This window comes from Pseudomonas farsensis, from assembly GCF_014268805.2.
Taxonomy (GTDB): Bacteria; Pseudomonadota; Gammaproteobacteria; order Pseudomonadales; family Pseudomonadaceae; genus Aquipseudomonas; species Aquipseudomonas farsensis.
The window spans coordinates 638,202-664,638 of the sequence record NZ_JABWRF020000001.1; the positions used below are offsets into that span (position 1 = coordinate 638,202).

Here is a 26,437-nt window from a genome sequence, read left to right on the forward strand (position 1 = left end):
AGTGGTTATGGCCGGTCATTCGAAGTGGGCGAACATCAAGCACCGCAAAGAACGCCAGGATGCCAAGCGAGGCAAGATCTTCACCAAGTGGATCCGTGAACTGACCGTCGCGGCCAAGCAAGGTGGTGCAGACCCTGCCTCCAACCCGCGCCTGCGTCTGGCGCTGGACAAGGCCCTGGGCGCCAACATGAGCCGCGACATCATTGATCGCGCGGTCGCCCGTGGTGCGGGTACCAACGAAAACGACAACGTCGAAGAGCTCAGCTACGAGGGCTACGGCCCAGGCGGTGTGGCGATCATGGTCGAGACCATGACCGACAACCGCAACCGTACGGCGGCCGCCGTGCGCCATGCGTTCACCAAGTGCGGCGGCAACCTCGGTACCGACGGTTCAGTGGCCTACCTGTTCGAACGCAAGGGCCAGATCAGCTTTGCCGCCGAGCTTCAGGTCGACGAGGACGCGCTGATGGAAGCGGCCATGGAGGCCGATGCTGATGACGTGGTTGCCAATGGCGATGGCTCGTTCGAGGTGTTTACTTCGTTCAACAGTTTTTATGCGGTGCGCAACGCGCTCGAGGAGGCCGGCTTCAAGGCTTCTGATGCCGAGATCGTGATGCAGCCGACCACCAGTGCCGAGCTGGACCAGGACGGTGCTGAAAAGGTGCTCAAACTGATCGACATGCTCGAAGACCTGGACGATGTGCAGAACGTTTATTCCAATGCACAGATCTCCGACGAGATCATGGAAACGTTGGGCTGAGCAGTAGCGGGAAAATCCCCAAACATCCGTAGGCGCTATGACTCTGATTCTTGGTATCGACCCCGGCTCGCGCATCACCGGTTTCGGCGTCGTTCGCCATACTGCGCGCGGCTGCGAGTACGTCACCTCAGGTTGCATCCGTACCGGCGATGGCGAGCTGCACGACCGCTTGCTGGTGGTTTTTCGCGGCGTAAGCGAAATCATCCGTCAACATGGCCCGGTGACCATGGGCATCGAGCGGGTGTTCATGGCGCGCAATGCCGACTCTGCGCTCAAGCTTGGCCAGGCCCGCGGCGCTGCCATCGTCGCCGCCGCCGAGGCAGGCCTGGAAATCGCCGAATACACCGCCAGCCAGGTCAAGCAGGCGGTCGCCGGCAGCGGCGGGGCCAACAAGGAACAGGTCATGCTGATGGTCATGCACCTGCTCAAACTCACCAAAAAACCACAGATCGACGCTTCCGACGCCCTGGCCATTGCCCTGTGCCATGCCCATACCCGCTCCAGCCTGATTCCCCATGGGCTGAGCACGGCGCGGCGACGCGGCGGGCGCTTGCGTCTGTAGCGGCTTCATGCGCTGATACACATTTTGTCCGGGTGAAACATTCACCCTGCACATTTGCTGATAGGGTGAACCGGTTTTCGGCCGGCACCCGAGAGGAAGGATCGGAACGTGATTGGACGTTTGCGCGGCACCCTGGCGGAGAAACAGCCGCCGCACCTGATTATTGACGTGGGCGGTCTGGGCTATGAGCTCGAGGTCCCCATGACCACGCTGTATCGCCTGCCAAAGCTCGGCGAAACCGTCACGCTGCACACCCACCTTGTCGTGCGCGAAGACGCCCATCTGCTCTACGGCTTCTTCGAAAAGCGCGAGCGTGAGCTGTTCCGCGAGCTGATCCGTCTTAATGGCGTTGGCCCCAAGCTTGCGCTGGCCCTGATGTCCGGCCTTGAAGCCGATGAACTGGTGCGCTGCGTGCAGGCTCAGGATGCGTCGGCGCTGGTGCGTGTGCCGGGTGTCGGCAAGAAGACCGCCGAGCGGCTGCTGGTCGAGCTCAAGGACCGCTTCAAGGCCTGGGAAACCTCGCCTTCGATGTTCGCCCTGGTGTCTGATGGCCCGCTGCCGGTGGCCGGCGTTTCCAATGCCGAGGCCGATGCGGTCAGTGCCCTGGTTTCGCTGGGGTACAAGCCTCAAGAGGCGAGCAAGGCCATTTCGGCCATCGAGGGCAAGGCCAACCTCAGCAGTGAAGAGCTGATCCGCCGCAGCCTCAAAGGGATGATTACCAAGTGATCGAGACCGACCGCCTGATCGCCGCCTCCGGCCGCGACCGCGAAGAAGTCCAGGACCGGGCCATCCGCCCCCTGCGCCTGGAAGACTACATCGGCCAGCCGGTGGTCCGCGAGCAGATGGCGTTGTTCATCCAGGCGGCGCGGGGTCGCAGCGAGTCGCTCGACCACACCTTGATCTTCGGCCCGCCGGGCTTGGGCAAAACTACCCTGGCCAACATCATTGCCCACGAAATGGGCGTGTCGGTGAAAAGCACCTCGGGCCCGATCCTTGAGCGCCCAGGCGACCTGGCCGCCATGCTGACCAACCTTGAGCCCCACGATGTACTGTTCATCGACGAGATTCACCGGCTTTCCCCGGTGGTCGAAGAAGTGCTCTACCCGGCGATGGAAGACTTCCAGCTCGACATCATGATCGGCGAAGGCCCGGCGGCCCGTTCGATCAAGCTCGACCTGCCGCCGTTTACCTTGGTTGGCGCCACTACCCGTGCCGGCATGCTCACCAACCCGTTGCGCGACCGCTTCGGTATCGTCCAGCGCCTGGAGTTCTATAGCGACCGCGACCTGGCCACCATCGTCAGCCGTTCGGCGGGCATCCTGGGCCTTGCCATCGAAGACAAAGGCGCCTTCGAGATTGCGCGCCGTGCCCGTGGCACCCCACGTATCGCCAACCGCCTGCTGCGCCGTGTGCGTGACTACGCAGAGGTGCGCGGCAAGGGCGATATCACCAAGGCAGTGGCCGATATGGCACTGAACCTGCTGGATGTCGACGAGCGCGGCTTCGACCATTCCGACCGCCGCCTGCTGCTGACCATGATCGAGAAGTTCGATGGCGGCCCGGTGGGGGTCGACAACCTGGCCGCGGCCATCAGCGAAGAGCGCCACACCATCGAGGACGTGCTTGAGCCCTACCTCATTCAGCAGGGCTATATCATGCGCACCCCGCGCGGCCGGGTCGTCACCCGTCATGCCTACCTGCACTTTGGCCTGAACATTCCAGGGCGCTTCTGCGAGGGCGGGGAATATTCGGCGCAGGACGATGAATGACAGATCGAATCGGCGTTTTCGTGGTCCTACCGCAGGCACGCAGGTTCGCCGCTGGCAATAAGACACCATCGATGCAAAAACAGTTGCCGGGGCGGATTGGCAAGTACAGGAGTAAGCACTAGAGTATGCGCGCGCAAAATGGGCTGGAACCGTTCGCACACCGCTGTCGCGTCTATTACGAAGACACCGACGCAGGCGGGGTGGTGTACTACGTCAACTACCTCAAGTTCATGGAGCGTGCGCGTACCGAACGCCTGCGACACCTGGGGTTTTCCCAGTTGCAGCTGGCCGGGGACAACCTTTTGTTCGTCGTTCATTCCAGCGAAGCGCGCTACCACGCGCCGGCGCGGCTGGATGACGAGCTGCAGGTCACCGCGCAAGTAACCGAATTGAACCGTGCCAGCCTGCGCTTCGTGCAGCAGGTCTGGCGTACAAAAGATCAAACGCTGCTCTGCGAAGGGCAGTTTCTGGTGGCCGCAGTGCGTGCCGACACTTTCAAACCCCGAGCCATGCCCGCAGCACTGCGGGACGCCTTTCTGGCGGATGGCGCGGGTACTCAATCCAACGCAGGAGAATAAGCGTGGAAGCAAACGTCGTCGACCATACCTCCATGTGGAGCCTGGTCGCCAATGCCAGTGTCGTTGTTCAGTTGGTCATGTTGACTCTGGTGGCCGCTTCGGTGACTTCGTGGATCATGATCTTCCAGCGCAGCACCATGCTGCGCGCCGGTCGTCGTGCCCTCGAAGCCTTCGAAGAGCGCTTCTGGTCGGGTATCGACCTGTCCAAGCTGTACCGCCAGGCGGGCAGCAACCCAGACCCGGATTCGGGCGTAGAGCAGGTATTCCGCGCCGGCTTCAAGGAGTTCTCGCGTCTGCGCCAGCAGCCGGGCGTTGACCCTGATGCGGTCATGGAAGGCGTTGGCCGAGCCATGCGCGTGGCCATCTCCCGCGAGGAAGAAAAGCTCGAACAGAGCCTGCCATTCCTGGCGACTGTCGGTTCCACCAGCCCGTACATCGGCTTGTTCGGTACCGTATGGGGCATCATGAACTCGTTCCGCGGCCTGGCCAGTGCCCAGCAGGCGACCTTGGCCACCGTGGCCCCGGGTATTGCCGAGGCCCTGATCGCCACCGCGATCGGCCTGTTCGCAGCCATCCCTGCAGTAATCGCCTACAACCGTTTCGCGGCGCGCAGTGAAACGCTGATCGGCCGTTACTACACGTTCGCCGACGAGTTCCAGGCGATCCTGCACCGTAAAGTGCACACCAGCGAAGAGTGATCAGGTAGAAACCCATGGCCCGAGTTCGCCAAAAACGCAAGCCGGTCGCCGAGATGAACGTGGTGCCCTACATCGACGTGATGCTGGTGCTGCTGGTCATCTTCATGGTGACTGCCCCCATGCTCAACCAGGGCGTGAAGGTGGACCTGCCCAAGGTTTCCAGTGAAGCCTTGCCGCAGGATAACAACGTCCAGATCCTCACCATCTCGATCAAGGCCGACAAGACCTACTTCTGGAACCTCGGCAGTGAAGTCGATACCGACAAACAGATGGACAAGGCCATGACCTTGCCGGACATGACTGCCGCGGTGACTAAAATCATCGCCGCCGGTCGCGACCAGGGCAAGCAGACCCAAGTCTTCATTCGTGGCGACAAGTCCGTCGACTACGGTGCGGTAATGGGCGCCATGGGCGGGTTGCAGAAGGCTGGTGTCGGTAACGTTGGCCTGATTACCGAGGCGCCCTGATGCAACAGCGAGAGCCATCCGCCTCGGAAAGCTTCTTCTGGCCCAGTGTCTGGGCCATTGGCCTGCATGTGCTGGTGTTCGGTCTGCTGTTCGTCAGTTTCGCCATGACGCCGGAACTGCCGCCTTCCAAGCCCATCGTTCAGGCTACGCTCTATCAGCTCAAGTCCAAGAGTCAGGCGACCACCCAGACCAATCAGAAGATTGCCGGGGAAGCCAAGAAGACTGCAGCGCGCCAGACCGAGGTCGAGCAGCTTGAGCAGAAGAAGGTCGAGCAGGAAGCCGTGAAGGCTGCGGAACAAAAGAAAGCCGATGCCGCTCAAAAGGCCGAAGAGGCTCGCGAAGCCGCCGAAGCCAAAAAAGCCGATGACGCTGCCAAGGCTGCCGAGCAGAAAAAGGCCGCCGAAGCCAAAAAGGCCGAAGAAGCTAAAAAGCAGCAGGCTGACATCGCCAAGAAGAAGGCTGAAGAAGAGGCCAAGAAAGTAGCCGACGAAGAAGCCAAGAAACAAGCCGCGGAAGAGGCGAAGAAGAAAGCCGCCGAAGACGCGAAGAAAAAAGCAGCCGAGGACGCCAAGAAAAAAGCCGCGGCCGAGGATGCGAAGAAAAAAGCTGCTGAAGAGGCCAAGAAAAAGGCCGCTGCAGACGCCCAGAAGAAAAAGGCACAGGAAGCTGCACGCAAGTCGGCAGAAGACAAGAAAGCCCAGGCCCTGGCCGAGCTGTTGTCCGATTCGACCGAGCGTCAGCAAGCGCTGGCCGATGAGCAGGGTGACCAGGTAGCCGGCGACTTCGACGACCTGATCCGCATGCGAGCAGCCGAAGGCTGGGCGCGTCCGCCATCTGCGCGCAAGGGTATGACGGTAGTTCTGCAGATCAACATGCTGCCGGACGGCACCGTGACCAATGTGAGCGTTGCCAAATCCAGCGGCGACGGCCCGTTCGACAGCTCGGCAGTGGCCGCAGTGAAGAACATTGGCCGGTTGACCGAGATGCAGGGCTTGAAGCCGAGCGATTTCAATCCGTATCGTTCGTTCAAGATGACATTTACACCTGAGGATCTAGCGTTGTGATTAAACGTCTGAGAGGACTCCTGGTCTTGCTCTGCTGCGTAGCGGGCATGGCAATGGCGGAAGAAAAAAACATCCTGGTCACCAGTGGCAGTGACCGGGCAACCCCTATCGCGGTCGTGCCATTCGGTGTGCAGGGCGGCAGCGTGCTGCCCGAAGACATGGCCGACATTATCGGCAACGACCTGCGTAACTCCGGTTACTATGCGCCGATCCCGCGCCAGAACATGATCAGCCAGCCAAGCCAGGCCAGCGAAGTCATCTTCCGCGACTGGAAAGCACTGGGTGCACAGTACGTGATGGTGGGTAGCATCGTGCCAGCGGGCGGCCGCCTGCAGGTCACCTATGCGCTGTTCAACGTTGCCACCGAACAGCAAGTGCTGACCGGTAGCGTCGCTGGCGGGGTTGACCAACTGCGCGACATGTCGCACTACATTGCCGACCAGTCGTTCGAGAAACTCACCGGTATCAAGGGTGCGTTCTCCACGCGCATGCTGTACGTGACTGCCGAACGTTTCTCGACCAACAACACCCGCTACACCTTGCAACGTTCGGACTACGACGGTGCCCGTGCCGTAACGCTGCTGCAATCGCGCGAGCCGATCCTGTCGCCGCGTTTTGCACCGGATGGCAAGCGTATCGCCTATGTGTCGTTCGAGCAGAAGCGTCCGCGCATCTTTGTTCAACACATCGATACTGGGCGCCGCGAGCAGATCACTAACTTCGAAGGCCTCAATGGTGCACCCGCGTGGTCGCCAGATGGCTCTCGCCTGGCGTTCGTGCTGTCCAAGGATGGCAACCCCGACATCTATGTAATGAATGTCGCCTCGCGCCAGATCAGCCGTGTCACTGCCGGCCCCGGTATCAACACCGAACCGTTCTGGGGCAAGGATGGCAACACGCTTTACTTCACCTCCGACCGTGGCGGCAAACCGCAGATCTATAAACAGTCGGTCAGCGGTGGTGGTGCCGAGCGCGTAACTTTCGTCGGTAACTACAACGCCAACCCTAAACTGTCGGCAGATGAAAAGACCTTGGTGATGATTCATCGCCAACAAGGCTTCACCAACTTCAAGGTGGCGGCCCAGGATCTGCAACGCGGAAGTGTAAAGATTCTCTCTGAGACCAGTCTTGATGAGTCTCCTACTGTTGCGCCCAACGGCACCATGCTAATCTACGCCACCCGCCAGCAGGGCCGGGGAGTCTTGATGCTCGTGTCGCTTAATGGCCGCGTGAGGCTCCCACTTCCTACCGCTCAAGGCGAAGTCAGAGAACCGTCCTGGTCCCCTTACCTGAACTGATTGCGGCGTAATACGTTTTGCTTAACACACTGGGGTTTCATTAGGAGTTTCACGATGGAAATGCTGAAGTTTGGTAAATTCGCTGCGCTGGCTCTGGCCATGGCTGTAGCTGTAGGTTGCTCCTCCAAAGGCGGCGATAACGCTGGCGAAGGCGCTGTTGATCCGAACGCTGGCTACGGTGCAAACACCGGCGCTGTCGACGGTTCCCTGAGCGAAGAAGCCGCCCTGCGCGCAATCACCACCTTCTACTTCGAATACGACAGCTCGGATCTGAAGCCAGAAGCCATGCGCGCCCTGGACGTTCACGCCAAGGACCTGAAGTCCAACGGCAACCGTGTTGTCCTGGAAGGCAACACCGACGAGCGCGGCACCCGCGAGTACAACATGGCTCTGGGTGAGCGTCGTGCCAAGGCTGTCCAGCGTTACCTGGTTCTGCAGGGCGTTTCCCCTGCTCAGCTGGAACTGGTTTCCTACGGCGAAGAGCGTCCAGTTGCTACCGGCAACGACGAGCAGTCCTGGGCTCAAAACCGTCGCGTAGAACTGCGTAAGTAAGTTCCTATGCGTATGTGCCGTCGTGCTGTAACCGTCCTCGCACTCAGCCTGCCGCTTTCGGCGTGGGCTGCGGTTCCCGTAGTAGATGACAACGCGGGTGGTTCGCCACCTGCGGGTTATGGCACGAGCGGCGCCTATGCCGGAGCAGGGGCTTCGGCCCCTGCTTCTGCAAATGGCCAGCTGTTCATGCAACTGCAACAGATGCAGGACCAGATTTCCCGCCAGCAAGGCATCATCGAAGAGCTGCAAAACGATGTGTCGCGCATGAAGCAGGAAAACCTCGAGCGCTATCAGGACCTGGACCGCCGAATCGGCACCGGTACACCTGCACCCGCGACTCCAGACAATTCTTCCACCGGTGGCGCCAACAGCGCAGCCACAGGTGCGGCCGCCGGTACCAACGCCGCGCAGCCACCGGCCGCCAACAGCGAGCCGGGTGATCCGGCGAAAGAAAAGCTCTATTACGATGCTGCTTTCGACCAGATCAAACAGAAAGACTTCGACAAGGCCAGCCAGGCGTTCAATGCCTTCCTGCGCAAATACCCCAACAGTCAGTACGCCGGCAATGCCCAGTACTGGCTTGGCGAAGTCAATTTGGCCAAGGGTGACCTGCAAGCTGCAGGGCAAGCCTTTGCCAAGGTCAGCCAGCAATACCCGCAGCACAGCAAAGTGCCAGATTCGCTGTACAAGCTGGCCGACGTCGAACGCCGTCTTGGCCACACCGACAAGGTCAAAGGTATCTTGCAACAGGTCGTCACCCAGTACCCCGGCACCTCTGCCGCGCAACTGGCGCAACGCGACCTGCAAAAGCTCTGAGCTGTACCGCCAAGACCAAACCCGCGCCTGTCGCGGGTTTTTTCGTTGTGGATACAGCCCATCGCGACACAAGGCCGCTCCTGATCCCGGTGCTTGTGGACTGAATAGGCGCTTTTCGTTACACTTGCCGCCCTTTTTTCACACGCTTTTGCGGATAACGCCATGTCGAGTCCGCGACAGTGCCTGACAGAGGCGAGCAGCCTGTTTAGCTGCCGCGCCCGAGGCGATCATGCAAGACACATTACGCATCACCGAAGTCTTTTACTCGTTGCAGGGTGAAACACGAACGGCGGGGCTGCCCACCGTATTTGTGCGCCTCACCGGTTGCCCCCTGCGCTGCCAGTACTGCGACAGTGCCTATGCCTTCACCGGCGGCACCCTTCGTACCCTCGATTCCATCCTGGAACAGGTGGCCGGCTTCAAGCCGCGTTACGTCTGTGTCACTGGTGGCGAACCACTGGCCCAGCCTAACGCCGTGCCGCTGTTGCAGCGCCTGTGCGACGCAGGTTACGAGGTATCGCTAGAGACCAGCGGCGCGCTGGATATCTCGGCGACCGATACCCGGGTGAGCCGTGTAGTCGACCTCAAGACCCCAGGTTCCCAGGAGTCGCATCGCAACCGTTACGAGAACATCGAGCTGCTGACCCGGAACGATCAGGTCAAGTTCGTCATCTGTTCGCGCGAAGACTACGACTGGGCAGTTTCCAAGTTGATCCAGTACAACCTGGCCGAGCGCGCCGGTGAAGTGCTGTTTTCGCCCAGCCACCAACAGGTGAGCGCCACTGACCTGGCCGACTGGATCGTTGCTGACAATCTGCCCGTGCGTTTCCAGATGCAGCTGCACAAGCTGCTGTGGAACGACGAACCTGGCCGTTGAGAGGAAAAGACATGACTGACAAACGTGCGGTAATTCTGCTGTCCGGTGGCCTTGATTCCGCCACTGTGGTTGCCATGGCCCAGGCCGACGGCTACGCCTGCTATACCATGAGCTTCGATTACGGCCAGCGCCACCGCGCCGAGCTGGATGCGGCAGAACGCGTGGCCCGCGAGATGCGTGTGGTCGAGCACAAGGTGATTGGCCTGAACCTCAACGGTATCGGCGGCTCGGCCCTGACCGACAGCAGCATCGCTGTGCCGGAGGCACCCGCTGAAGGCATCCCGGTCACTTATGTACCGGCGCGCAACACAGTGTTTCTGTCGTTGGCCCTGGGCTGGGCGGAAGTACTCGAAGCGCGCGATATCTTCATCGGTGTCAACGCGGTGGATTACTCCGGTTACCCGGACTGCCGCCCTGAGTTCGTTGAAGCGTTCGAGCGCATGGCCAACCTGGCCACCAAGGCCGGTGTCGAAGGCAATGGCTTCCGCATCCAGGCGCCGCTGCAGAACCTGAGCAAGGCGCAGATCGTGCAAGCCGGCATGGCGCGTGGCGTTGACTATAGCCTCACGGTGTCGTGCTACCAGGCCGACGATGCTGGCCGCGCCTGTGGCAAGTGCGACAGCTGCCGCCTGCGCGCCGATGGCTTCAAGGCGGCTGGCGTACCAGACCCGACGCGCTACTACTGAAAAATTTCCCGCAGGGTGTTGATTTCCTGTGGGAAATCAGTAATATACGCGCCATCCAACGGGTCGTTAGCTCAGTTGGTAGAGCAGTTGGCTTTTAACCAATTGGTCGTAGGTTCGAATCCTACACGACCCACCATACGCAACAAGAAAGAGCCCGCCTTCATGGCGGGCTTTTTTGTGCGCGCTTTTCGGTATTACTGCAGGCAAAAAACCTTGTAAAAGGGTTGTTCCTACTCGCCGCAAGATCAACTAGTCTGCTGGTTCATCGGCCTTGTCGCAGCCCTGTGCTGCCAGCCCGATCCCCTATCAACGGAATGAGCGACGCGACATGGCCACAATCACCTTATCCCGCACTTTCAGCTTTCTCGACGCGCAGGACTGGGGCTGGGATGTCACCCAGGCCACCAGCACCTCAATGGTCATCAGCGACGGCATTCACACCCAGACCTTTGGCGGCCGCTTCGTGTACTTCGGGGATATGGTCAGCGGCGTGGTGTCTACCAGCACATTCCGCATGAATGGCGCACTCGTCTATACCGTCACCGGTATGAACAAGAGCCTGGCGGAGCTGGCAGAGTTTGCCCTCACCGAGGGCGACACGCTGGAAACCTACGCCTATGTCCTCGACGGCGACGATACGTTGCTGGGCAGTGCGGGCAACGACACGTTGCTGGGTTTTGCCGGCAATGACCTGCTCGACGGGCGCGCGGGTGCCGACCTCATGCGTGGCGGGCAAGGCAACGACACCTATGTGGTGGACAATATCGCCGACCAGGTCGAGGAGCTGGCCAACGAAGGCACCGATACGGTCAAGGTCGCGATTGCCGCCAGCGGCAGCTACACCTTGGGCGCCAATATCGAAAACGGCACGCTCACCAACCGGGTTGCCTACGACCTTACTGGTAACGGGCTGGACAACATCCTCATCGGCAACGCTGCGGCCAACCGCCTCGATGGTGGTCTGGGCGCCGATACCATGGACGGTGGGGCAGGCAACGATACTTATGTGGTGGACAATGCCGATGACCGCATCATCGACAGCGCAGGCATCGACACCGTTGAGTCGTCCATCGCCTACAGCCTCGCCGCAGGCCTTGAAAACCTGACCCTGACCGGCAACGCCGCGATCAACGGCGGCGGCAACGACGCGGCCAATATTCTAGATGGCACCCGCAACAGCGCAGCCAACGTGCTGACCGGTGGCAAGGGCAATGACACCTACCTGCTGGGTGCCAACGACACCGCTGTCGAGGCGTTCAATGAAGGGGTTGACCTGGTCCAGACCAGCTTCAGTCGTACCTTGGGCGCCAACATCGAAAACCTCACCCTGCTCGGCAGTGCCGATATCAATGGCACTGGCAACGACCTGGCCAACATCATCATCGGCAACAGTGGCGACAACGTGCTGGACGGCGCCGGCGGCGTGGATACCTTGCAGGGTGGGGCTGGCGACGACACCTACATCGTTGCCCTGACCGCCACCAACGCGCTGCAAGACCGCGTCATCGAGGCTACCGCGGCCGGTACCGATACCCTGCGCCTTACCGGCGGCACCACTGGCATCAAGTTGGTGACGCAGGTGTTGGGCGCCAACCTTGAGCACCTCGACGCGCAGCAAACCGGCGCGGCGCTGCTGAACCTCACGGGTAACACCGCCGACAACGAAATCATCGGTAATGATGCCGATAACGTGATCCAGGGCCTGGCCGGCAATGACACCCTGCGCGGTGGCTTGGGCAACGATACCCTTGACGGCGGCCTTGGCGTCGACCAGATGTTCGGCGGTGAAGGTAACGACACCTACACCGTCGACAACGTTGCGGACACTGTGGTCGAGCTGGCCGACCAGGGCACCGACACGGTCAAGATCGCCATCGCGCTGGCCAAAGGCAGCTACACCCTCGGCGCCAACGTCGAGAATGGCACCTTGATCAACAAGGTAGCCTTTGACCTCACCGGTAATGCCCTGGACAACATCCTGACCGGCAACGCTGCCGCCAATGTGCTCAACGGCGGCGCGGGTGCGGACACCATGAACGGTGGTGCCGGTAACGACACGTACTACGTGGACAATACTGGCGATGTCATCATCGACAGCGCAGGAGTCGACACGGTCATCTCCAGCATCAGCTTCGACCTGCAGAATTCCACGCTGGAGAACGTGGTGCTCACCGGCAGTACAGCCATCAATGCCACCGGCAACGCCTTGGCCAACCTGCTCGACGGTTCGCAGAACAGCGCGGCAAACCAGTTGGCGGGCGGTAAAGGCAACGATACCTACGTGGTCGGCGCTGGCGACACCGTGGTCGAAGGTTTCAATGAAGGTATCGACCTGGTCCAGGCCAACGTCAGTTTCACCTTGGGTGCCAACGTTGAAAACCTCACTTTGCTAGGCTCCAGCGGCATCGACGGCACCGGCAATGGCCTGAAGAACATCATCATCGGCAACGACGGCGATAACCGCCTCGACGGCGGTGCGGGGGTGGACACGTTGCGCGGCGGGGACGGGAACGACAGCTATTTCGTTGACCTGACTGCGGCCAACGCGCTGGAGGACCAGGTTGTCGAACTGGCGGGGCAGGGCAGCGACACCTTGCATGTACGTGGCGGCACGGCCGGGCTTGCGAGCAAGACCATCGCCCTGGGCGCCAACCTTGAAAACCTCGACGTTAGCGCAACGGCAGCGGGTGTGCGCCTGAACCTGGTCGGCAACGCGTTGGACAACGTGCTCGTCGGCAACAGCGCCCAGAACGTGTTCACCGGGGGGCGTGGCAGCGATGTGTTCCGCTTTGATGCATTGGATCAGTTGGGCAAAGGTGTTGCTGGCCGAGACACCATCACCGACTTCAAAAGCGGCGAAGACTTGATCGATTTGAGTGCCATCGGCAACTTCCAGTTGATCGACAGCAGTGCGGATTTCACCGGCGCCTTCCAGGTCAAACTGGTGCAAGGCGTGCTGCAGGGCACCTTGGAGGGCAGCCTGGAGCCAGGCTTCGAGATCGCACTCACTGGGGTCAAGAGCCTGACCCAGGCAGACTTCCTGGCACTCACCTGACAGTTGGCATCGCTGTTTCGGGGCACCGGCTTCGCCGGTGTTCGCGGCACAAGGCCGCCCCTACATGATCACGCGGTACGTGTAGCCGGTGTTCGCGGCACAAGGCCGCCCCTGCATGATCACGCGGTACGTGTAGGAGCGGGCTTGCCCCGCGAAGGGCCGCGTGGCGGCCCCCATGGCGCCCAAGCCAAACCCCGCCTCAGGGCTCGACCAACCAGTCATTGGCCCGACGTATATCACTGTCGGTCAACTGCCCGCGCCAGCGGTGCAGGGTCAGCAGGCTGGTGATGAAGCGGTACTGCGCCTGCTGCAAATCGCGCCGTGCGCGAAACTCTTCGCGGATGTTGTACAGCACATCAGTGCTGGTGGTAATGCCGCGCTTGAACACTTCCTTGGACGACTCGGTAGCCTTGGCCGTCGACTCAACCGCCACCCGCGTCGCCTTGATGCGCTGCAACTCGGCGTTCATGGTCAGAAACGCCGTGGCCGTTTCGCGTTTGACTTCCCGGCGCAACGCTTCCAGTTCCTGCTCGGCCGCATCCCGATCCCCCATCGAACTTGCCACCCGTGCGCTGGTGGACCCACCGCTGTACAGCGGCACCTGCATGTCCAGCGAGGCGACATAGTTGTCCGAGCGCGGGGTCAGCGTGCCTTCATAGCCGATGTCGCTGCGTAGCGCGGTCAGGCTCAGCCCAAGGCGCGGCAAGTGGCCCGCCTTGGCCTCCGAGATAGCGGCTTGGGCGGCATCCAGGCTGCGTTCGCGGGCTTTGATGCCCGGGTTCTCACGCAGCGCGGTCTCTTCCCAGTACGCCCGTGACTGCGCCGGCAAGGTGTAGGTGGCGTTGCTCGCGATGCGCTTGAGCGGCTCCTGCACATCACGCCCGACCAGCTCGGAAATCGCCTCGCGGGCCACGGCCACGCGGTTGCTTGCCTCGATTTCATCGGCGATCAGGTTGTCTGCGCGGGCGCGCATCGCCTGCGAGTCCTGGGTGGTGGCCATGTGGTAGGCGAGCATGGCATCCAGGCGCTTGCTGTCTTTCTCGGTGGCTTCGAGCTCGGCACGCACCAGCTGCAGTTCGTCTTCGGCGGCCAGTACCGCAAAGTAGCGTTCGGCCAGGTCGATGCTGGCCTGGATACGGGTATCTTCGGCCTCGAAGGTGCGCTGGCGGGTCAGTTGCTGGAACTTCTGGTAGCTGCGCCACACCTGGGGGTCGTAGATCGCCTGGTTGATGCTCATGGCCACGCGCTTGCCGTTGTATTCGGTGCGGCTCAGCGCATCGTCACGGCGGCTGCGGTTGATGCTACCGGTGGCACTGATCTGCGGCAGCATCTGGCCCAGCGCCTCGCGTTCGCGGCCCGCGCCACTGCGGATTACCGCCTGGGCGCGCAGCACGCGGGGGTCGGCGCTGGCGGCTTCTTGCTGCAACTGCCACAGGTCGGTCGACGCAGGGCTGGCCATTGCCAAGCCGGGCAAGCCCAGCAGGAGGATGAACAAGTACTTCATGTCACTCCTCGATCAGCGAACGGGCAAAGGCGTTGCTGGCGGGCTGCATCAGATACTGCAGCAGCGTGCGTGCGCCGGTATTGACCAGCACTTCGGCCGGCATGCCCGGCAACAGTGCCAGGCGGCCCAGCGCCTTGTGGCCGTTGTCGGTCACCGCAACCCGCGCCAGGTAGTACGGTGCGCCGGTGTCCTTGTTGATCAGGCGGTCAGCCGAAACCTGCACCAGGCGGCCTTCGATGACCGGGGTGGTGCTGCTTTTGAAGGCGCTGAAGCGGATGTTGGCCAAGGTGCCGACGTTGATGCGGTCGATGTCCATGGGCGAGATCTGCGCCTCGACGATCAGCTCTTCATTGGCCGGCACGATATCCATCAGCGGGGTGCCAGGGCTGATGACCCCGCCCAGGGTGTGTACGGTCATGCCCATCACCATGCCCGCCTCGGGGGCCAGCACCTGGGTACGTTGCTCGCGGTCCTGCACGGCACCCAGGCGTTCACTGAGGTCGTAGACCTTGTTGCGAGTCTCGCCCAGAAGCCCAGCCACCTCACTGGCAAAAGCCTTGTTCAGTTGCAGGATTTTCAATTGCGCCTCGGCGATCTGCTGTTCAGCGCGGGCGGCGTCCGAGTGCAGTTCGGCCAGTTGCGCCTTCATGTTGCCCAGGTCCCGCTGGCGCTCTTGCAGGCGCTGGCTGTCGACATAGCCTTGCTTGAGCAGGTCGTCGAGGTTGGCGATTTCGCTGTCGTAGCCCGGCAACAGGCGCTCTTTCTCGGCGCGCACGGCTTTGTTGCCGGCAATCTGCGCGCGGATCTGCTGCATGGTCTTTTCTTGCAGGCTGATTTCGCCCAGCAGCGCAGCGCGACGGGCCTGGAAGATTCGCGCTTCGCTTTCGCGGGCTTCACGCACCCGCGGGTCGTCGGCGTTGAGCCGTGCTTGCAGGGCAGGGGCGGCGAGGCCGTCCCGTTCGGCCACCAGGCGCTCTTCCAGCGCCTGTGCGGCGATCAGCTGGCTGCGGATCATCTCGGCTTCGGCGCGGGCCTGGGTGTTGTCCAGCACCAGCAGCACATCGCCGGCCTTGACCTGATCGCCGTCATGCACGCGCAATTCGCGCACGATGCCGCCTTCGAGGTGCTGCACGGTCTTGCGGTAGCTTTTCACTGTGACCACGCCTGGGGCGAGGGCGGCGCTGTCGAGCGGGGCGAGGGCGGCCCAGCCGCCAAACAGGCCGAAGGTCACCAGCACGATCAGGTAGCCAATGCGCCGGGTCGGGCGGTCGTCCACCGGCAGTGGGGCGTCGGCGTCATCCGCCGAGGCCGGTGCTTGCAGGTTCAGGTTCATAGCGGGGTACCGATGGCCTGCGCATTCGGCGCGGGCGGGTTTGCAGCGTTCTGTAGATGGGCGAGCACCTTGTCGCGTGGGCCGTACAGGCTCAGCTCGCCCTGGTTCAGCACCAGCAGGCGATCGACGGCGGCCAGCACGCCGGAGCGGTGGGTGATGACAAACACCGTGGCGCCGCTCTGCTTGAGCTTGAGCAGCGCCTCGGCCAGCAACCGCTCGCCGGTTTCGTCCAGGTTGGAGTTGGGTTCGTCCAGCACCACCAGCCGCGGTTTTCGGTACAGCGCGCGGGCCAGGCCCACACGCTGGCGCTGGCCACCGGACAGGCCGCCGCCGTTGGCGCCGATCAGCGTGTCGTAGCCTTGGGGCAGTTGCAGGATCATCTCGTGCACCCCGGCCATGCGCGCCGCTTCCACCACGGCTGCGGCGTCGACACTGGCAAAGCGGGCGATGTTTTCGCTGATGCTGCCTTCGAACAATTCGATATCCTGCGGCAGATAGCCCAAGTGCGGGCCGAGCTCTTCGCGGCGCCACTGGGTGATATCGGCGCCGTCCAGGCGCACCGTGCCGGCAAGGCCTGGCCAGATACCCAACAGGGCGCGGGCCAGGGTCGATTTGCCCGCGCCGCTGGGGCCGATGATGCCGACGGTTTCGCCTGCGCCAACCTTGAAGCTCAGGTTGCGCAGCAGCGCCGTGCGGCTGCCGGGTGCGGCCACCGACAGGCCTTCGACGCTGATTGCACCCACCGGCGCCGGCAACGACATGCGCTCGGGCTGTGCGGCGATCTTCTCCAGCAGTTCGTGCAGGCGGGCATACTGGCCACGGGCGCCGACAAAGCCCTTCCATACCCCGATCAGCTGGTCGATGGGTGCCAGCGCCCGGCCCAGCAGGATTGAGCCTGCAATCATCAGCCCCGAGCTGATCTCATGCTTGATGGTCAGGTAAGCACCCAGGCCCAGTACCAGCGACTGCACGATTTGCCGGAAGGTGCGCGATACCGAAGCGATGGCCCCGGCGCGGTCGCTGGCCACGCTCTGCAGGCTCAGCACCTTGTGCACCCGCGCGCTCCAGCGCTGGCGCAGGTCGCCCAACATGCCCATCGACTCCACCACCTCGGCATTGCGCAGGCTCTTGTTGGTAAAGGCGGTGGCGGCCATGTGCTCGCGGTTGGCGTTGTGCAATGGCGCCTTGGTCATGCGCTCGTTGAACCAGGCCAGCAGGCCCAGCAGCAGCGCGCAAATCACGCCCATCCAGCCGTACCAGGGGTGGAACATGAACATCACGGCCAGGTAGATCGGAATCCACGGGGTGTCGAAGAAGGCGAACAGGCCATTGCCGGTCAAGAACTGGCGCAGGCTGCTGAGGTCGCTCAACGGCTGCGCCGAAGCGTTCATGCCGCCGCTGTCCAGGGCCTGGCGAAAGCTTGCATCGAACAGGCGCTTGCCCAGCAAGGTTTCCAGCCGGGTACTGATGCGCACCATGATGCGCGAGCGTACCCATTCAAGGGCGCCCAGGGTGCCCATCAACAGCAGCATGATCAGCGTCAGCATCAACAGGGTCGATTCGCTGGCGCTCCCCACTGCGCGGTCGTACACCTGCAGCATGTAGAACGACGGCACCAGCATCAGCAGGTTGACGAAGAAACTGAAGAAGCCGACCGAGAGGAAGCTGTTCTTGCAGGTGGCAAGCGCTTGCTCAAGTTCGGTTCGGGTGGGTGTCGCCATGGGTATGTGCCTGAAATTCGGGTGGTGATGCGTGAAAAAGTGAACGTTCGAACAGGCCAATGCCCATGGCTGCGAGGCAGGCATGGGCATTGGCAGGGTGCCCTGGCAGGCCAGGGCAGGGGGCGAGTATGCCTTACAGCGTCAACTGATCGGCATGCAGTTCGGTAACGCCGACCAGCTTGATCGAGAAATCTGGCGCGGTGTTGGCGTTGCTGTTGCCATACACCGTGATACCGCCGTCACCATCGACCTCGTAACGCAGCTGCTTGGCGCCGTCGAACGCCCCGGTGCCCTTGAAGGTGTAACCTTTGAGCGCCGAGAAATCGAGCGTGTCGTCGGTGCCGAAGTCATGGATCACATCCTGCTTGTCACCCAGGCCCAACTCGGTCAAGGCGTTGAACTTGAAGGTGTCCTTGCCCGAACCGCCATACATCGTGTCGGCACCGAGGCCGCCGATCAGCACATTGTTGCCGCCGTCCCCAGCATGCAGCGTGTCGTTGCCAGCGCCGCCGTTGAGCACGTTGTTGCCACCGCTGCCCCATATTTCGTTATCGGCCGCGTTGCCGGTGAGATTAATCGACAGGTTGCCCAGCTGACGAGCGTCGAGGTTCTCAAGGTTGGCGCCCAGGGTGATCGAGGCGCTGCCGGTGAAGCTGGCGATGCTGTTGGCGTCCAGGCGCAGTTCCACAATGTCGGTGCCTTGGCCGGCTTTCTCGACGATGGTGTCTTCAAGCGCCACGGTCGCCTTGGCGCCAGTGCCCTTGACCAGCAGGTCGACGACATAGGTGTCGTCGCCAGCGCCGCCAGTCAGGATATCCACGCCCTTGCCACCGTCCAGACGGTTGTTGCCGCTGTTGCCGGTGATGCTGTTTTTCAGGTCGTTGCCGGTGCCGTTGCTGGCGCCATCGAGCAGGATCAGGTTTTCGAGGTTATCGCCCAGGACGTAGTCGATGGACGACTTGACCGTGTCGATGCCTTCGTTCAACAGCTCGACCACCACGTCGCCTTCGTTATCGACGATATAGGTGTCGTTGCCCTTGCCACCAATCATGGTGTCGGCGCCAAGGCCGCCATCGAGGATGTTGGCGGCGGCGTTGCCCGTCAGGACGTTGTCCTGGCTGTTGCCGGTCAGGTTGATGGCAGCGGCCGAGTCGACGATGGCGTTTTCAACGTTGTCGGCCAGGGTGTAGCTGTTCTTGGCGTAGGACACCACGCGCACGGTGTCGATGCCGCCGGCCTCGGCGTTGTCCTCGATCACCTCGTCCTTGTCGCTGTAGACGTAGTAGGTGTCGTTGCCATTGCCGCCGACCAGGCGGTCGCCGCCGCCCTTGCCGTTGAGAGTGTCGTCGCCTTCGCCGGCAATGATGATGTTGCGCAGGGCATTGCCGATCAGCACGTTGTCGCCGTCATTGCCGGTGATGTTGAACAGGCCGGTGCCAGTAACGGTGACGTTCTCGACGTTCAGCAGCGAGGCCTGGGACAGGTCGACCTGCAACGCGGTGGTTTTCGACAGGTTGCGGTAGGTGATCTGCAGGGTGTCGATGCCTTCGTCGGCGTGTTCTACCAGCAGGTCGAGTTCCTGGGCGTCGTCGATCACATAGGTGTCGTTGCCTTTGCCGCCGATCAGGGTATCGATGCCGGCTTTGCCGTCGAGCACGTTGTCCGCGTCGTTGCCGGTGAGGGTGTTGTTGGCCGCGTTGCCGGTCAGGTTCAGCTTGAGCGCGCCGGTCAGGCTGGCGTCGAGGTTTTCCAGATTGGCGGCCAGGGTGAGTGCGGCGGTCCCGGCGAACGCTGCGATGGCATCGCTGCCCATGCGCAGGGTCAGGGTGTCGGTGCCTTCGTTGGCTTTCTCGGTGATGGTGTCTTCCAGCGCCACGGTCGCCTTGGCGCCGGTGCCCTTGACCAGCAGGTCGACGACATAGTTGTCATCGCCCGTGCCGCCGATCAGGGTATCGATGCCGGCGCCGCCGTCGAGGGTGTCATTGCCGGCGCCGCCGGTGAGCACGTTCCTGGCGCTGTTGCCGATCAGGATATTGTCACCTGCGTTGCCGGTGCCGTTGATTGCGGCGCTGCCGGTCAGGGTCAGGTGCTCAAGGTTGGCGCCCAAGGCCCAGGTGATCGACGACTGTACGGTGTCGGTCCCTTCGCCTTCGTTCTCGATGATCACGTCCTTGATGTTGTCGACGATGTAGGTGTCGTTGCCGGTGCCGCCAGCCAGGGTGTCGGCACCGGCACCGCCGTCGAGCACGTCATCGCCAGCACCGCCGATCAGGGTGTCGTTGCCTTTGCCGCCGACCAGGTGGTCGTCGCCTTCTTCACCGCTGAGAATCACCGCGCTGTCGCCAGTCCAGGTAATGGTGTTGTCGCCGCTGTCGCCGATCAGCTTGGTGGAGTTGCCGTTGGCGTCGAAGCGCTGGCTGTAGATGTCGCCGGAGTCGTTACGGCCGTTGGTGCGAGTAGGCGACAGCGCTTCCCAGGTAACGATGAAACCGCCATCGTCGGTGGCTGCAACCACCGGGAACAGGTCGTTGCTGTCGTCCGAAGCGATGGTCAACTGGCTGCCGACCTTGACGCCGTTCTTGTCGAACACCTGCGCGTACAGGTTGGCCGGGCCGCTGTGCGGGGCTTCATCGGAGGTGGCCCAGCTGATCACGTAGCCACCGCCCTTGAGCGCGGTGATTGCAGGTTCGCCCTGGATCTCGGTGCCTGCGGTGTTGACCTGGGTTTCGCCGCCCAGCTTGGCGCCGGTGGCGCTGTAGCGCTGCATGAACACATTGCCGCTGATGGCGTTTTCGTTCTTGTCCAGCTTGGTGCTGACCCAGGTCACCACGTAGCTGGTATCGTCCAGTACCGCGACCTCGGAGCCCGTCTGCCTGCCTGCGGTTGTGGTGTTGACGCGCACATTCGCGCCGATGGCCTTGCCGCTGTCGTCATAGCGCTGCATGTAGATATCGGCGTCATCGGTGGCGTCGATTTCACGCTCCCAGACCACCACGAAGCCGCCATTGGTCAGGGCGGTCACGCTCGGCTCTTCGGCGTAGATGAAATTGTCGCGGGTGGCGGAATCGACCGAAATGGGCTCGCCAATCAGCGCGTGGGTCACCGGGTTGACCAGTTGGATGAACACTTCACCGCCTTCGGAGAAGTGATTGTTACCCTGCTGGTCCACCCACGAATCACGCATCTCCTCGTTCCAGGCAAACACCCAGGTACCGTTCTTGAGCACGGTGATCGAGGCGTCTTCGACGCGCACGCTGGGGTTGTCGCTGTCTTGGGTGTGGATGGTGACCGGCGTGCCATTGGCCACACCTGCATTGGTGTAGGCCTGGACAGTGAAGGTGTAATCGGTGGCGGTCCAGCCGACCAGATAGCCACCGTCCTTGTCGGCGGTAACGATCGGGTTGCTGCCGTTGGCGCCGTCGAGCAGGACGTTTTTAACCAGGTCCTGGTCTTTGTCGTACTGCTGCAGCCAGATGCCGCTAGGCTGGCCAACGTCGCCGAGTTGTTCCCAGACGATCACGTAGCCACCATCGCTCAGCTTGGTCGAGGCCGGCTCCATGGTGATTGTGCTGCCGCTTTCGTTGGTAAAGCGGCCGGTGTCGAGGGTCAGGGTGGCGTCATCGAAGCGGATCTGTTCGATGCTTTCCAAGCTGGTGGTCTGCTGGCCCTTGACTGCGACATTGCCTTCTTTGTCGGTGCCAAAGGTGAAGTCAGCCAGGTTGCCGTCCAGCTGTGCGGTGTCGTTGCCGTCGCCGCCGTCGAGGGTGACGTCGTCGCTGCCGACCCAGTGCAGGGTGTTGTCGCCTTCGTCACCGCGGATTTCAGTAATCGTGCTATTACCGACCAGGAAGCCTTGCGCGTTGACATGTTGCACATGCACGACTTGAGAAAAACTATCATCGCTGTTGCCGGGCTCAGTGGAGGTCGACCAGCTCACGACCATGCTGTTGTCGGCGCGTACCAATACGGTCGGGGCGTCCCATAGCTGCTCGCCACTGGCCGACTTGCCGACCAGAATCGGCGTCTCATCCATGGCGCTGCCGTTGTAGTTGAAGCGTTGTACGTAGACATCGGCGCCATTTGGGTCGTAGACGTTCCAGGCTAGCAGGTATGCGCCGTCGGGGAGGGCGATGGCCGAAGAACCGTTGACACTGCTTCCCACCTCGAAAGCGTCGCCGCGCGGCTCGAAGTTCGATTCATAGGCTTGGGCGTGAATCACGCGCGAGGGGTCTGAACTGCCGGTGTCGACCCAGGTAACCAGAAACCCGGTAAAAGTCGGCACAACCTGGAAGTACTCGGCGTTGGCGGTACCGGTAGGCACCACCTCCTGCACGGTCACGGTGGTGCCAGCGATGGGCTTGCCATCGGCGGTCACTTTGGTGGCCATCAGCGTGGTCGGGGTCATTAACTGCTGGCCGTCGGTATCGAACTGGTATTTCTGCAGGGTGTAGGTCAGCCAGTAGTTACCGTCACCCGCCGAATGCAACGCCATGTCGTCGGCTTCACCTTTCTGGGCGTTGCCGGTCAGCAGCGTCTGTACCGCGCCGGCCTTGCCGTTGGTGTACACCACCGCTTTGACATTGGAGTAGAGATCGTCCTGGGTGCGGTCGTCGCCATGGGTTTCGCCCCACATGACAATATACTTGTTCGACCCCAGCACTGTGACGGTGGCGTCTTCGAGTTCGAAACCGGCGCTGGCGACTTTGACCGGGTTGCCGACCTTGCTGCCGTTAGCTGCAAACAGCTGGGTGTAGACGGTAGAAACGTCAGTTGCGTCATTCTCCGACGTCCAGGCCACGATGAACTGCCCATTGGGCAAGACCGTAACCGACGGGTCATCAACCTCGTCACTGGCGATTTCGGTACGCTGCAACAACTCGCCGCTGGCGCTGTAGCGCGCCACTACCACGCCTTCGAAGGTAGCGTCAGTAGAGCTCCACACCAGCGCATAGCCATCGTCCTGGCCATTGGCGGTCAGTGCGGCCATGGCTGGCCCATCGACGTTGCCCGAGGCCAGGGTGTTGTTGCTTTCGCGGATAATCTGCACGCTACCGCCATCGAGCTGAACACTCTGGCTGCCGCTGCCTTCGTACTTCACCGTAGCACCTTCTTTGATGACGATATTCTGGCCATCATTGCCGAAGGTGTATTGATCCAGAGTGCTCATGTCCATTTCCTTGCAGGATTGGCCAGGGCATTCGTGCCCTGGCAGCGGAAGGGGTGCAGCGGGGCGGCGTAAAGCAGTCACGCAGAGTTGTGGCATTCTGCCACCTTGTTACAGTATGTAAATAGGGCGATGAGCACTATCGTGCAGAGAATGCGCGGCCCGTATTTCAATCCAAGGTGCGGCTAAGGCCAATGGGTGCGTTCCAGGCAAGAAACCCCGTTTTTTTGCCTGATTGCCAACCCTGCTTGCGCTTCGCCTCGTGCAGCCGGTCCATCCAATGGGATATTCTTGGCGCCTGCGTAACACTGCGCATTCGCCCCTTATGGACAGCAACGGTTCCCATTCATGAAGAAATCAGTAGGCATCCTTTCCGGCCTGGCAGTTGCCATCGCCATCGCCGCCACCGCTGGCGCCTGGTACACCGGCCAGCAACTGCCGGCAGAGCTTGAGCGCTCGATCGCTGACGGCAACGCCGAGCTGAAAAAATCCCTGGCCGGCACGGGTGGCAGCATGACCATCGAGCTGGCCTCGCTGGAGCAGCGCTTCTTTACCAGCACAGCCCATTACCGCATCAAAGCCAAAGACATCCCGTTCGGTGAAGCCGAAGCGCTCAACTTCGAGGTTGGCGTGGTCGACAATATCGAACACGGGCCATTCCCATGGTCGCGGGTCAAGGCGTTCAAGCTGATGCCGGTCATGGCCACCAGCAACAGCGCGCTGGAAAAAGACGACTTCACCGCCGACTGGTTCGCCGCCGCTGGCGACAAGCCACCGGTTACTGCGCAGGTGAGCCTGGGTTACACCGGCAGCGTCGACAGCGATATCCGCCTGGCGCCGGTCAAGGTCGAAGAGGAAGGCGTCAAGGTGCTGGACTTCTCCGGCATGCAGTTGCTGGTCAGCGGTGACCGTGAAGGCAAGGCCGCCGAGGTGCACGGCAATATGGGCAGCCTGGAGCTGAACTTCGCCGATGCCCAGCAGGTGCCGGCCAAGGTCGAGCTCAAAGGCTTCAAGCTGGGCGGCAAGATGCGCCAGACCAGCCATGACATGATCTACGTCGGCAACATCGACCTGGCCCTGGCCGAGGCGCGCATCACCAGCGGCCTGACCCAGGACGTGCTGTTGATGACGGACCTGCAGCAGAACAACCTGTACACCGCTGAAGGCGACGCCGAGGACAAACTGTCTGGCCGCCTGGAGTACAAGGTCGGCGACATCACCTATGCCGGGCGCAAAGTGGGTAGCGGCGAGATGGTCTTCACCATGAAGTCCATCGATATCCCGGCCATGCAGGCGCTGGTGCAGTGGTACCAGACCAAGCTGCCAGAAATGCAGCAAGCTGCCGCTGAAGGCAACGGCCTGCCTCAGCTGAACTTGAGCGCAGAAGAAAAAGCCAAGGTGCAGGCCGATGTGCAGAAGCTGCTGGCTGGCAAGCCGCAGTTCGCACTGGAAAAGCTGGCGTTCAAGACGGCCAACGGCGAGAGCCACTTCAACCTGGCAATGGACTTCACCAACCCGAGCTCCTTCGACCTGCCGCCTGACCAGTTGGGCAAGCAATTGGTCAGCCGTATGCACAGCAAGCTCACCCTGTCCAAGCCGATGATTGGCGACCTGGCCACGCTGCAAGCGCTGCTGGGCGGTGAAACCGATGCCCAGGCCATTGCTCAGCAGTCCAGCCAGGCTGGTGAAATGGTCGGCATGATGGCGGTGCAGAGCGGCATGGCTACCGTGCAGGGCAACGACGTGGTGACCAGCCTGCAGTACGCCGATGGCATGGTCGACTTCAATGGCAAGAAAATGACCGTTGAAGAATTCGCCATGATGATCAGCTCGCAGGTAGCGGCGTTGCAGCCGCAGGGCTGATTCACCGCGCGGCACTTTAATCGCGGGGCCAGCGCGCTTGCACGCAAGCCTGATATACCGGGCAGCGTGGGGGCGGGCTGGCCCCGCGATTGCGTTGGGCAGCCCGGCGCAAAAACCCCTTTTGCATCGCCTCGATTGCCTGTAGCCTTCGCCGTCCGATAATAATCCGCGCCCGCAGAAGGGGCCGCGAGGGCCCGCCCCGGCTGGCCGTCCGGCGCCATTAGCCGATCTGCCAGGGCCGGGTGATACTCTCGACTGACGCGCCACGGCGCCCCGCAGGTCCAGCGATCATGACCCAGATTTCCGAACGCCTGTTGGTTCAGGCCCATCTCGACGCCAAGCAGCCCCAGCCGCTGACGCCCGCGCAAGAGGCCGAATACCGTGCGGCCATCGCTGCTGAGCTGAAAAAGCAGAACGCGGTACTAGTGGCCCACTTCTATTGCGACCCGATCATCCAGGCCTTGGCCGAGGAGACCGGCGGTTGCGTGTCCGACTCGCTGGAAATGGCCCGCTTCGGCAAGAACCACGCCGCAGACACCGTAGTGGTGGCGGGCGTGCGCTTCATGGGCGAAACCTCGAAAATCCTCACCCCAGAAAAGCGCGTGCTCATGCCCACGCTCGAGGCCACCTGCTCGCTCGACCTGGGTTGCCCGGTAGAGGCCTTCTCGGCGTTCTGCGACCAGCACCCCGAGCGCACCGTGGTGGTGTATGCCAATACCTCGGCAGCGGTCAAAGCCCGCGCCGACTGGGTGGTAACGTCAAGCTGCGCGCTCGAAATCGTCGAAAGCCTGATGGACAACGGCGAGACCATCATCTGGGGCCCGGACCAGCACCTTGGCCGTTACATCCAGAAAAAGACCGGCGCCGACATGCTGCTGTGGGATGGCGCCTGCATCGTTCACGAAGAGTTCAAGTCGCGCCAGTTGGCGGACATGAAGGCGCTGTACCCGGATGCAGCGATTCTGGTGCACCCGGAGTCGCCGGAGGCGGTGATCGACCTGGCCGATGCGGTGGGTTCCACCAGCCAGTTGATCAAGGCTGCGCAGACGTTGCCGAACAAGACTTTCATCGTCGCCACCGACCGCGGCATCTTCTACAAGATGCAGCAGCTGTGCCCGGACAAGGAGTTCGTCGAAGCGCCCACTGCCGGTAACGGCGCGGCATGCCGCAGTTGCGCGCATTGCCCGTGGATGGCGATGAACACCCTGGAGCGGGTGCTCGACTGCCTGCGCACTGGCAGCAACGAGATCTTCGTCGAACCGGCGCTGATCCCGAAGGCTGTGAAACCGTTGCAGCGCATGCTCGATTTCACCCAGGCAGCGCGCCTGAAGCTGTCTGGCAACGCCTGAGGCCAGACCGCGCCGGCCTCATCGCAGGCTGGCGCCAGCTCCCACGCAGGCCCTACTCAACCGCAACATTGCTGGTGGGACCCAATCCTGTGGGAACTGACAGACAGTTGTGGCGAGCGGGCTCGTCCCGCGTTGGGCTGCGCAGCAGCCCTGAAAACCCTAGGGGCTGCTGCGCAGCCCAACGCGGGACGAGCCCGCTCGCCACAAGGAGATATGTCTGGCGGGAACAGGTTTGTACAAAACCATAGAATCTCCCACAGCAATCGTGCCAGACGTCACTATCGCAACTGACGCTGCCTCTGTGGGAGCGGGCTTGCCCCG

At 62.0% G+C, this 26,437-nt stretch carries 20 protein-coding genes and 1 tRNA gene; 17 read left to right on the forward strand and 4 right to left on the reverse strand.

The window, feature by feature from the left end:
* Positions 1-7: 7 nt before the first annotated feature.
* The 15 genes from HU719_RS02845 to HU719_RS02915 all read left to right on the forward strand — a co-directional run bounded on the left by HU719_RS02845 (position 8) and on the right by HU719_RS02915 (position 13,182).
* Positions 8-760, forward strand: a complete 753-nt coding sequence (locus HU719_RS02845) for a YebC/PmpR family DNA-binding transcriptional regulator (RefSeq protein ID WP_186520348.1) — start codon at positions 8-10, stop codon at positions 758-760.
* A 37-nt stretch (positions 761-797) separates the two neighbouring features.
* Complete coding sequence (ruvC, locus tag HU719_RS02850) at positions 798-1,322, forward strand: crossover junction endodeoxyribonuclease RuvC (RefSeq protein WP_186520347.1); 525 nt, start codon at positions 798-800, stop codon at positions 1,320-1,322.
* Between the two features lie 108 nt (positions 1,323-1,430).
* Entirely contained in the window at positions 1,431-2,048 is a 618-nt protein-coding gene (ruvA, locus tag HU719_RS02855; RefSeq protein ID WP_186520346.1) for a Holliday junction branch migration protein RuvA, read from the forward strand.
* The gene (gene ruvB / locus HU719_RS02860) at positions 2,045-3,091 is read left to right on the forward strand and encodes a Holliday junction branch migration DNA helicase RuvB (protein WP_186520345.1); all 1,047 of its coding nucleotides are present in this window, start codon (positions 2,045-2,047) and stop codon (positions 3,089-3,091) included. Before ruvA ends, ruvB begins: the two co-directional genes overlap by 4 nt.
* Positions 3,092-3,216: 125 nt before the next feature.
* Positions 3,217-3,669, forward strand: coding sequence for a tol-pal system-associated acyl-CoA thioesterase (gene ybgC, locus HU719_RS02865; protein ID WP_186520344.1), 453 nt, complete (start codon positions 3,217-3,219; stop codon positions 3,667-3,669).
* Between the two features lie 2 nt (positions 3,670-3,671).
* A complete protein-coding gene (gene tolQ / locus HU719_RS02870; protein WP_186520343.1) occupies positions 3,672-4,367 on the forward strand; it encodes a protein TolQ in 696 nt (231 codons plus the stop codon).
* Positions 4,368-4,381: 14 nt separating this feature from the next.
* Positions 4,382-4,834 carry a protein TolR gene (gene tolR, locus HU719_RS02875; protein ID WP_186520342.1) on the forward strand — a complete coding sequence of 151 codons (453 nt, stop codon included), beginning with the start codon at positions 4,382-4,384 and terminating at the stop codon, positions 4,832-4,834.
* Positions 4,834-5,898 carry a cell envelope integrity protein TolA gene (tolA, locus tag HU719_RS02880; protein WP_186520341.1) on the forward strand — a complete coding sequence of 355 codons (1,065 nt, stop codon included), beginning with the start codon at positions 4,834-4,836 and terminating at the stop codon, positions 5,896-5,898. The genes tolR and tolA overlap by 1 nt, the downstream gene beginning before the upstream one ends.
* 47 nt (positions 5,899-5,945) lie before the next feature.
* A complete protein-coding gene (gene tolB / locus HU719_RS02885) occupies positions 5,946-7,196 on the forward strand; it encodes a Tol-Pal system beta propeller repeat protein TolB (RefSeq protein WP_189659887.1) in 1,251 nt (416 codons plus the stop codon).
* A 54-nt stretch (positions 7,197-7,250) separates the two neighbouring features.
* On the forward strand, positions 7,251-7,748 hold the full coding sequence (gene pal / locus HU719_RS02890) for a peptidoglycan-associated lipoprotein Pal (RefSeq protein ID WP_008090230.1): 498 nt from the start codon (positions 7,251-7,253) through the stop codon (positions 7,746-7,748).
* A gap of 6 nt (positions 7,749-7,754) precedes the next feature.
* A complete protein-coding gene (gene ybgF, locus HU719_RS02895; RefSeq protein ID WP_186520339.1) occupies positions 7,755-8,564 on the forward strand; it encodes a tol-pal system protein YbgF in 810 nt (269 codons plus the stop codon).
* Between the two features lie 229 nt (positions 8,565-8,793).
* On the forward strand, positions 8,794-9,441 hold the full coding sequence (gene queE, locus HU719_RS02900) for a 7-carboxy-7-deazaguanine synthase QueE (protein WP_186536042.1): 648 nt from the start codon (positions 8,794-8,796) through the stop codon (positions 9,439-9,441).
* Between the two features lie 11 nt (positions 9,442-9,452).
* Positions 9,453-10,127, forward strand: coding sequence for a 7-cyano-7-deazaguanine synthase QueC (gene queC / locus HU719_RS02905; protein WP_186536041.1), 675 nt, complete (start codon positions 9,453-9,455; stop codon positions 10,125-10,127).
* Between the two features lie 60 nt (positions 10,128-10,187).
* Positions 10,188-10,263, forward strand: a tRNA-Lys gene (locus HU719_RS02910).
* Positions 10,264-10,455: 192 nt separating this feature from the next.
* Positions 10,456-13,182, forward strand: a complete 2,727-nt coding sequence (locus HU719_RS02915) for a calcium-binding protein (RefSeq protein WP_186536037.1) — start codon at positions 10,456-10,458, stop codon at positions 13,180-13,182.
* A gap of 199 nt (positions 13,183-13,381) precedes the next feature.
* Here HU719_RS02915 and HU719_RS02920 read toward each other — a convergent pair whose 3' ends face one another.
* From HU719_RS02920 to HU719_RS02935, 4 genes are all read right to left on the reverse strand, one after another.
* Positions 13,382-14,686: a TolC family protein gene (locus HU719_RS02920; RefSeq protein ID WP_186536034.1), complete on the reverse strand. Its 1,305-nt coding sequence runs from the start codon at positions 14,684-14,686 to the stop codon at positions 13,382-13,384.
* Position 14,687: 1 nt separating this feature from the next.
* Positions 14,688-16,019, reverse strand: a complete 1,332-nt coding sequence (locus HU719_RS02925) for an HlyD family type I secretion periplasmic adaptor subunit (protein ID WP_186520334.1) — start codon at positions 16,017-16,019, stop codon at positions 14,688-14,690.
* Positions 16,016-17,740: a type I secretion system permease/ATPase gene (locus HU719_RS02930; protein ID WP_186520333.1), complete on the reverse strand. Its 1,725-nt coding sequence runs from the start codon at positions 17,738-17,740 to the stop codon at positions 16,016-16,018. Before HU719_RS02930 ends, HU719_RS02925 begins: the two co-directional genes overlap by 4 nt.
* A gap of 133 nt (positions 17,741-17,873) precedes the next feature.
* Positions 17,874-22,907: a calcium-binding protein gene (locus HU719_RS02935; RefSeq protein WP_186536031.1), complete on the reverse strand. Its 5,034-nt coding sequence runs from the start codon at positions 22,905-22,907 to the stop codon at positions 17,874-17,876.
* A gap of 345 nt (positions 22,908-23,252) precedes the next feature.
* On the opposite strand from HU719_RS02935, the gene HU719_RS02940 reads away from it, so the two are divergent.
* Positions 23,253-24,767 (forward strand): YdgA family protein, encoded by a 1,515-nt coding sequence (locus HU719_RS02940; RefSeq protein ID WP_186536028.1) that lies wholly within the window; start codon positions 23,253-23,255, stop codon positions 24,765-24,767.
* A gap of 290 nt (positions 24,768-25,057) precedes the next feature.
* Entirely contained in the window at positions 25,058-26,116 is a 1,059-nt protein-coding gene (nadA, locus tag HU719_RS02945; RefSeq protein WP_186520331.1) for a quinolinate synthase NadA, read from the forward strand.
* Positions 26,117-26,437: the final 321 nt, after the last annotated feature.

What these genes read in the sequence shown, in the direction of transcription:
- HU719_RS02845 (WP_186520348.1), top strand. Translation starts at nt 8, where the DNA reads ATGGCCGGTCATTCGAAGTGGGCGAACATCAAGCACCGCAAAGAACGC.
- ruvC (WP_186520347.1), top strand. Translation starts at nt 798, where the DNA reads ATGACTCTGATTCTTGGTATCGACCCCGGCTCGCGCATCACCGGTTTC.
- ybgC (WP_186520344.1), top strand. Translation starts at nt 3,217, where the DNA reads ATGCGCGCGCAAAATGGGCTGGAACCGTTCGCACACCGCTGTCGCGTC.
- tolR (WP_186520342.1), top strand. Translation starts at nt 4,382, where the DNA reads ATGGCCCGAGTTCGCCAAAAACGCAAGCCGGTCGCCGAGATGAACGTG.
- tolA (WP_186520341.1), top strand. Translation starts at nt 4,834, where the DNA reads ATGCAACAGCGAGAGCCATCCGCCTCGGAAAGCTTCTTCTGGCCCAGT.
- tolB (WP_189659887.1), top strand. Translation starts at nt 5,946, where the DNA reads ATGGCAATGGCGGAAGAAAAAAACATCCTGGTCACCAGTGGCAGTGAC.
- pal (WP_008090230.1), top strand. Translation starts at nt 7,251, where the DNA reads ATGGAAATGCTGAAGTTTGGTAAATTCGCTGCGCTGGCTCTGGCCATG.
- ybgF (WP_186520339.1), top strand. Translation starts at nt 7,755, where the DNA reads ATGCGTATGTGCCGTCGTGCTGTAACCGTCCTCGCACTCAGCCTGCCG.
- queE (WP_186536042.1), top strand. Translation starts at nt 8,794, where the DNA reads ATGCAAGACACATTACGCATCACCGAAGTCTTTTACTCGTTGCAGGGT.
- queC (WP_186536041.1), top strand. Translation starts at nt 9,453, where the DNA reads ATGACTGACAAACGTGCGGTAATTCTGCTGTCCGGTGGCCTTGATTCC.
- HU719_RS02915 (WP_186536037.1), top strand. Translation starts at nt 10,456, where the DNA reads ATGGCCACAATCACCTTATCCCGCACTTTCAGCTTTCTCGACGCGCAG.
- HU719_RS02920 (WP_186536034.1), bottom strand. Translation starts at nt 14,686, where the DNA reads ATGAAGTACTTGTTCATCCTCCTGCTGGGCTTGCCCGGCTTGGCAATG.
- HU719_RS02925 (WP_186520334.1), bottom strand. Translation starts at nt 16,019, where the DNA reads ATGAACCTGAACCTGCAAGCACCGGCCTCGGCGGATGACGCCGACGCC.
- HU719_RS02930 (WP_186520333.1), bottom strand. Translation starts at nt 17,740, where the DNA reads ATGGCGACACCCACCCGAACCGAACTTGAGCAAGCGCTTGCCACCTGC.
- HU719_RS02935 (WP_186536031.1), bottom strand. Translation starts at nt 22,907, where the DNA reads ATGAGCACTCTGGATCAATACACCTTCGGCAATGATGGCCAGAATATC.
- HU719_RS02940 (WP_186536028.1), top strand. Translation starts at nt 23,253, where the DNA reads ATGAAGAAATCAGTAGGCATCCTTTCCGGCCTGGCAGTTGCCATCGCC.
- nadA (WP_186520331.1), top strand. Translation starts at nt 25,058, where the DNA reads ATGACCCAGATTTCCGAACGCCTGTTGGTTCAGGCCCATCTCGACGCC.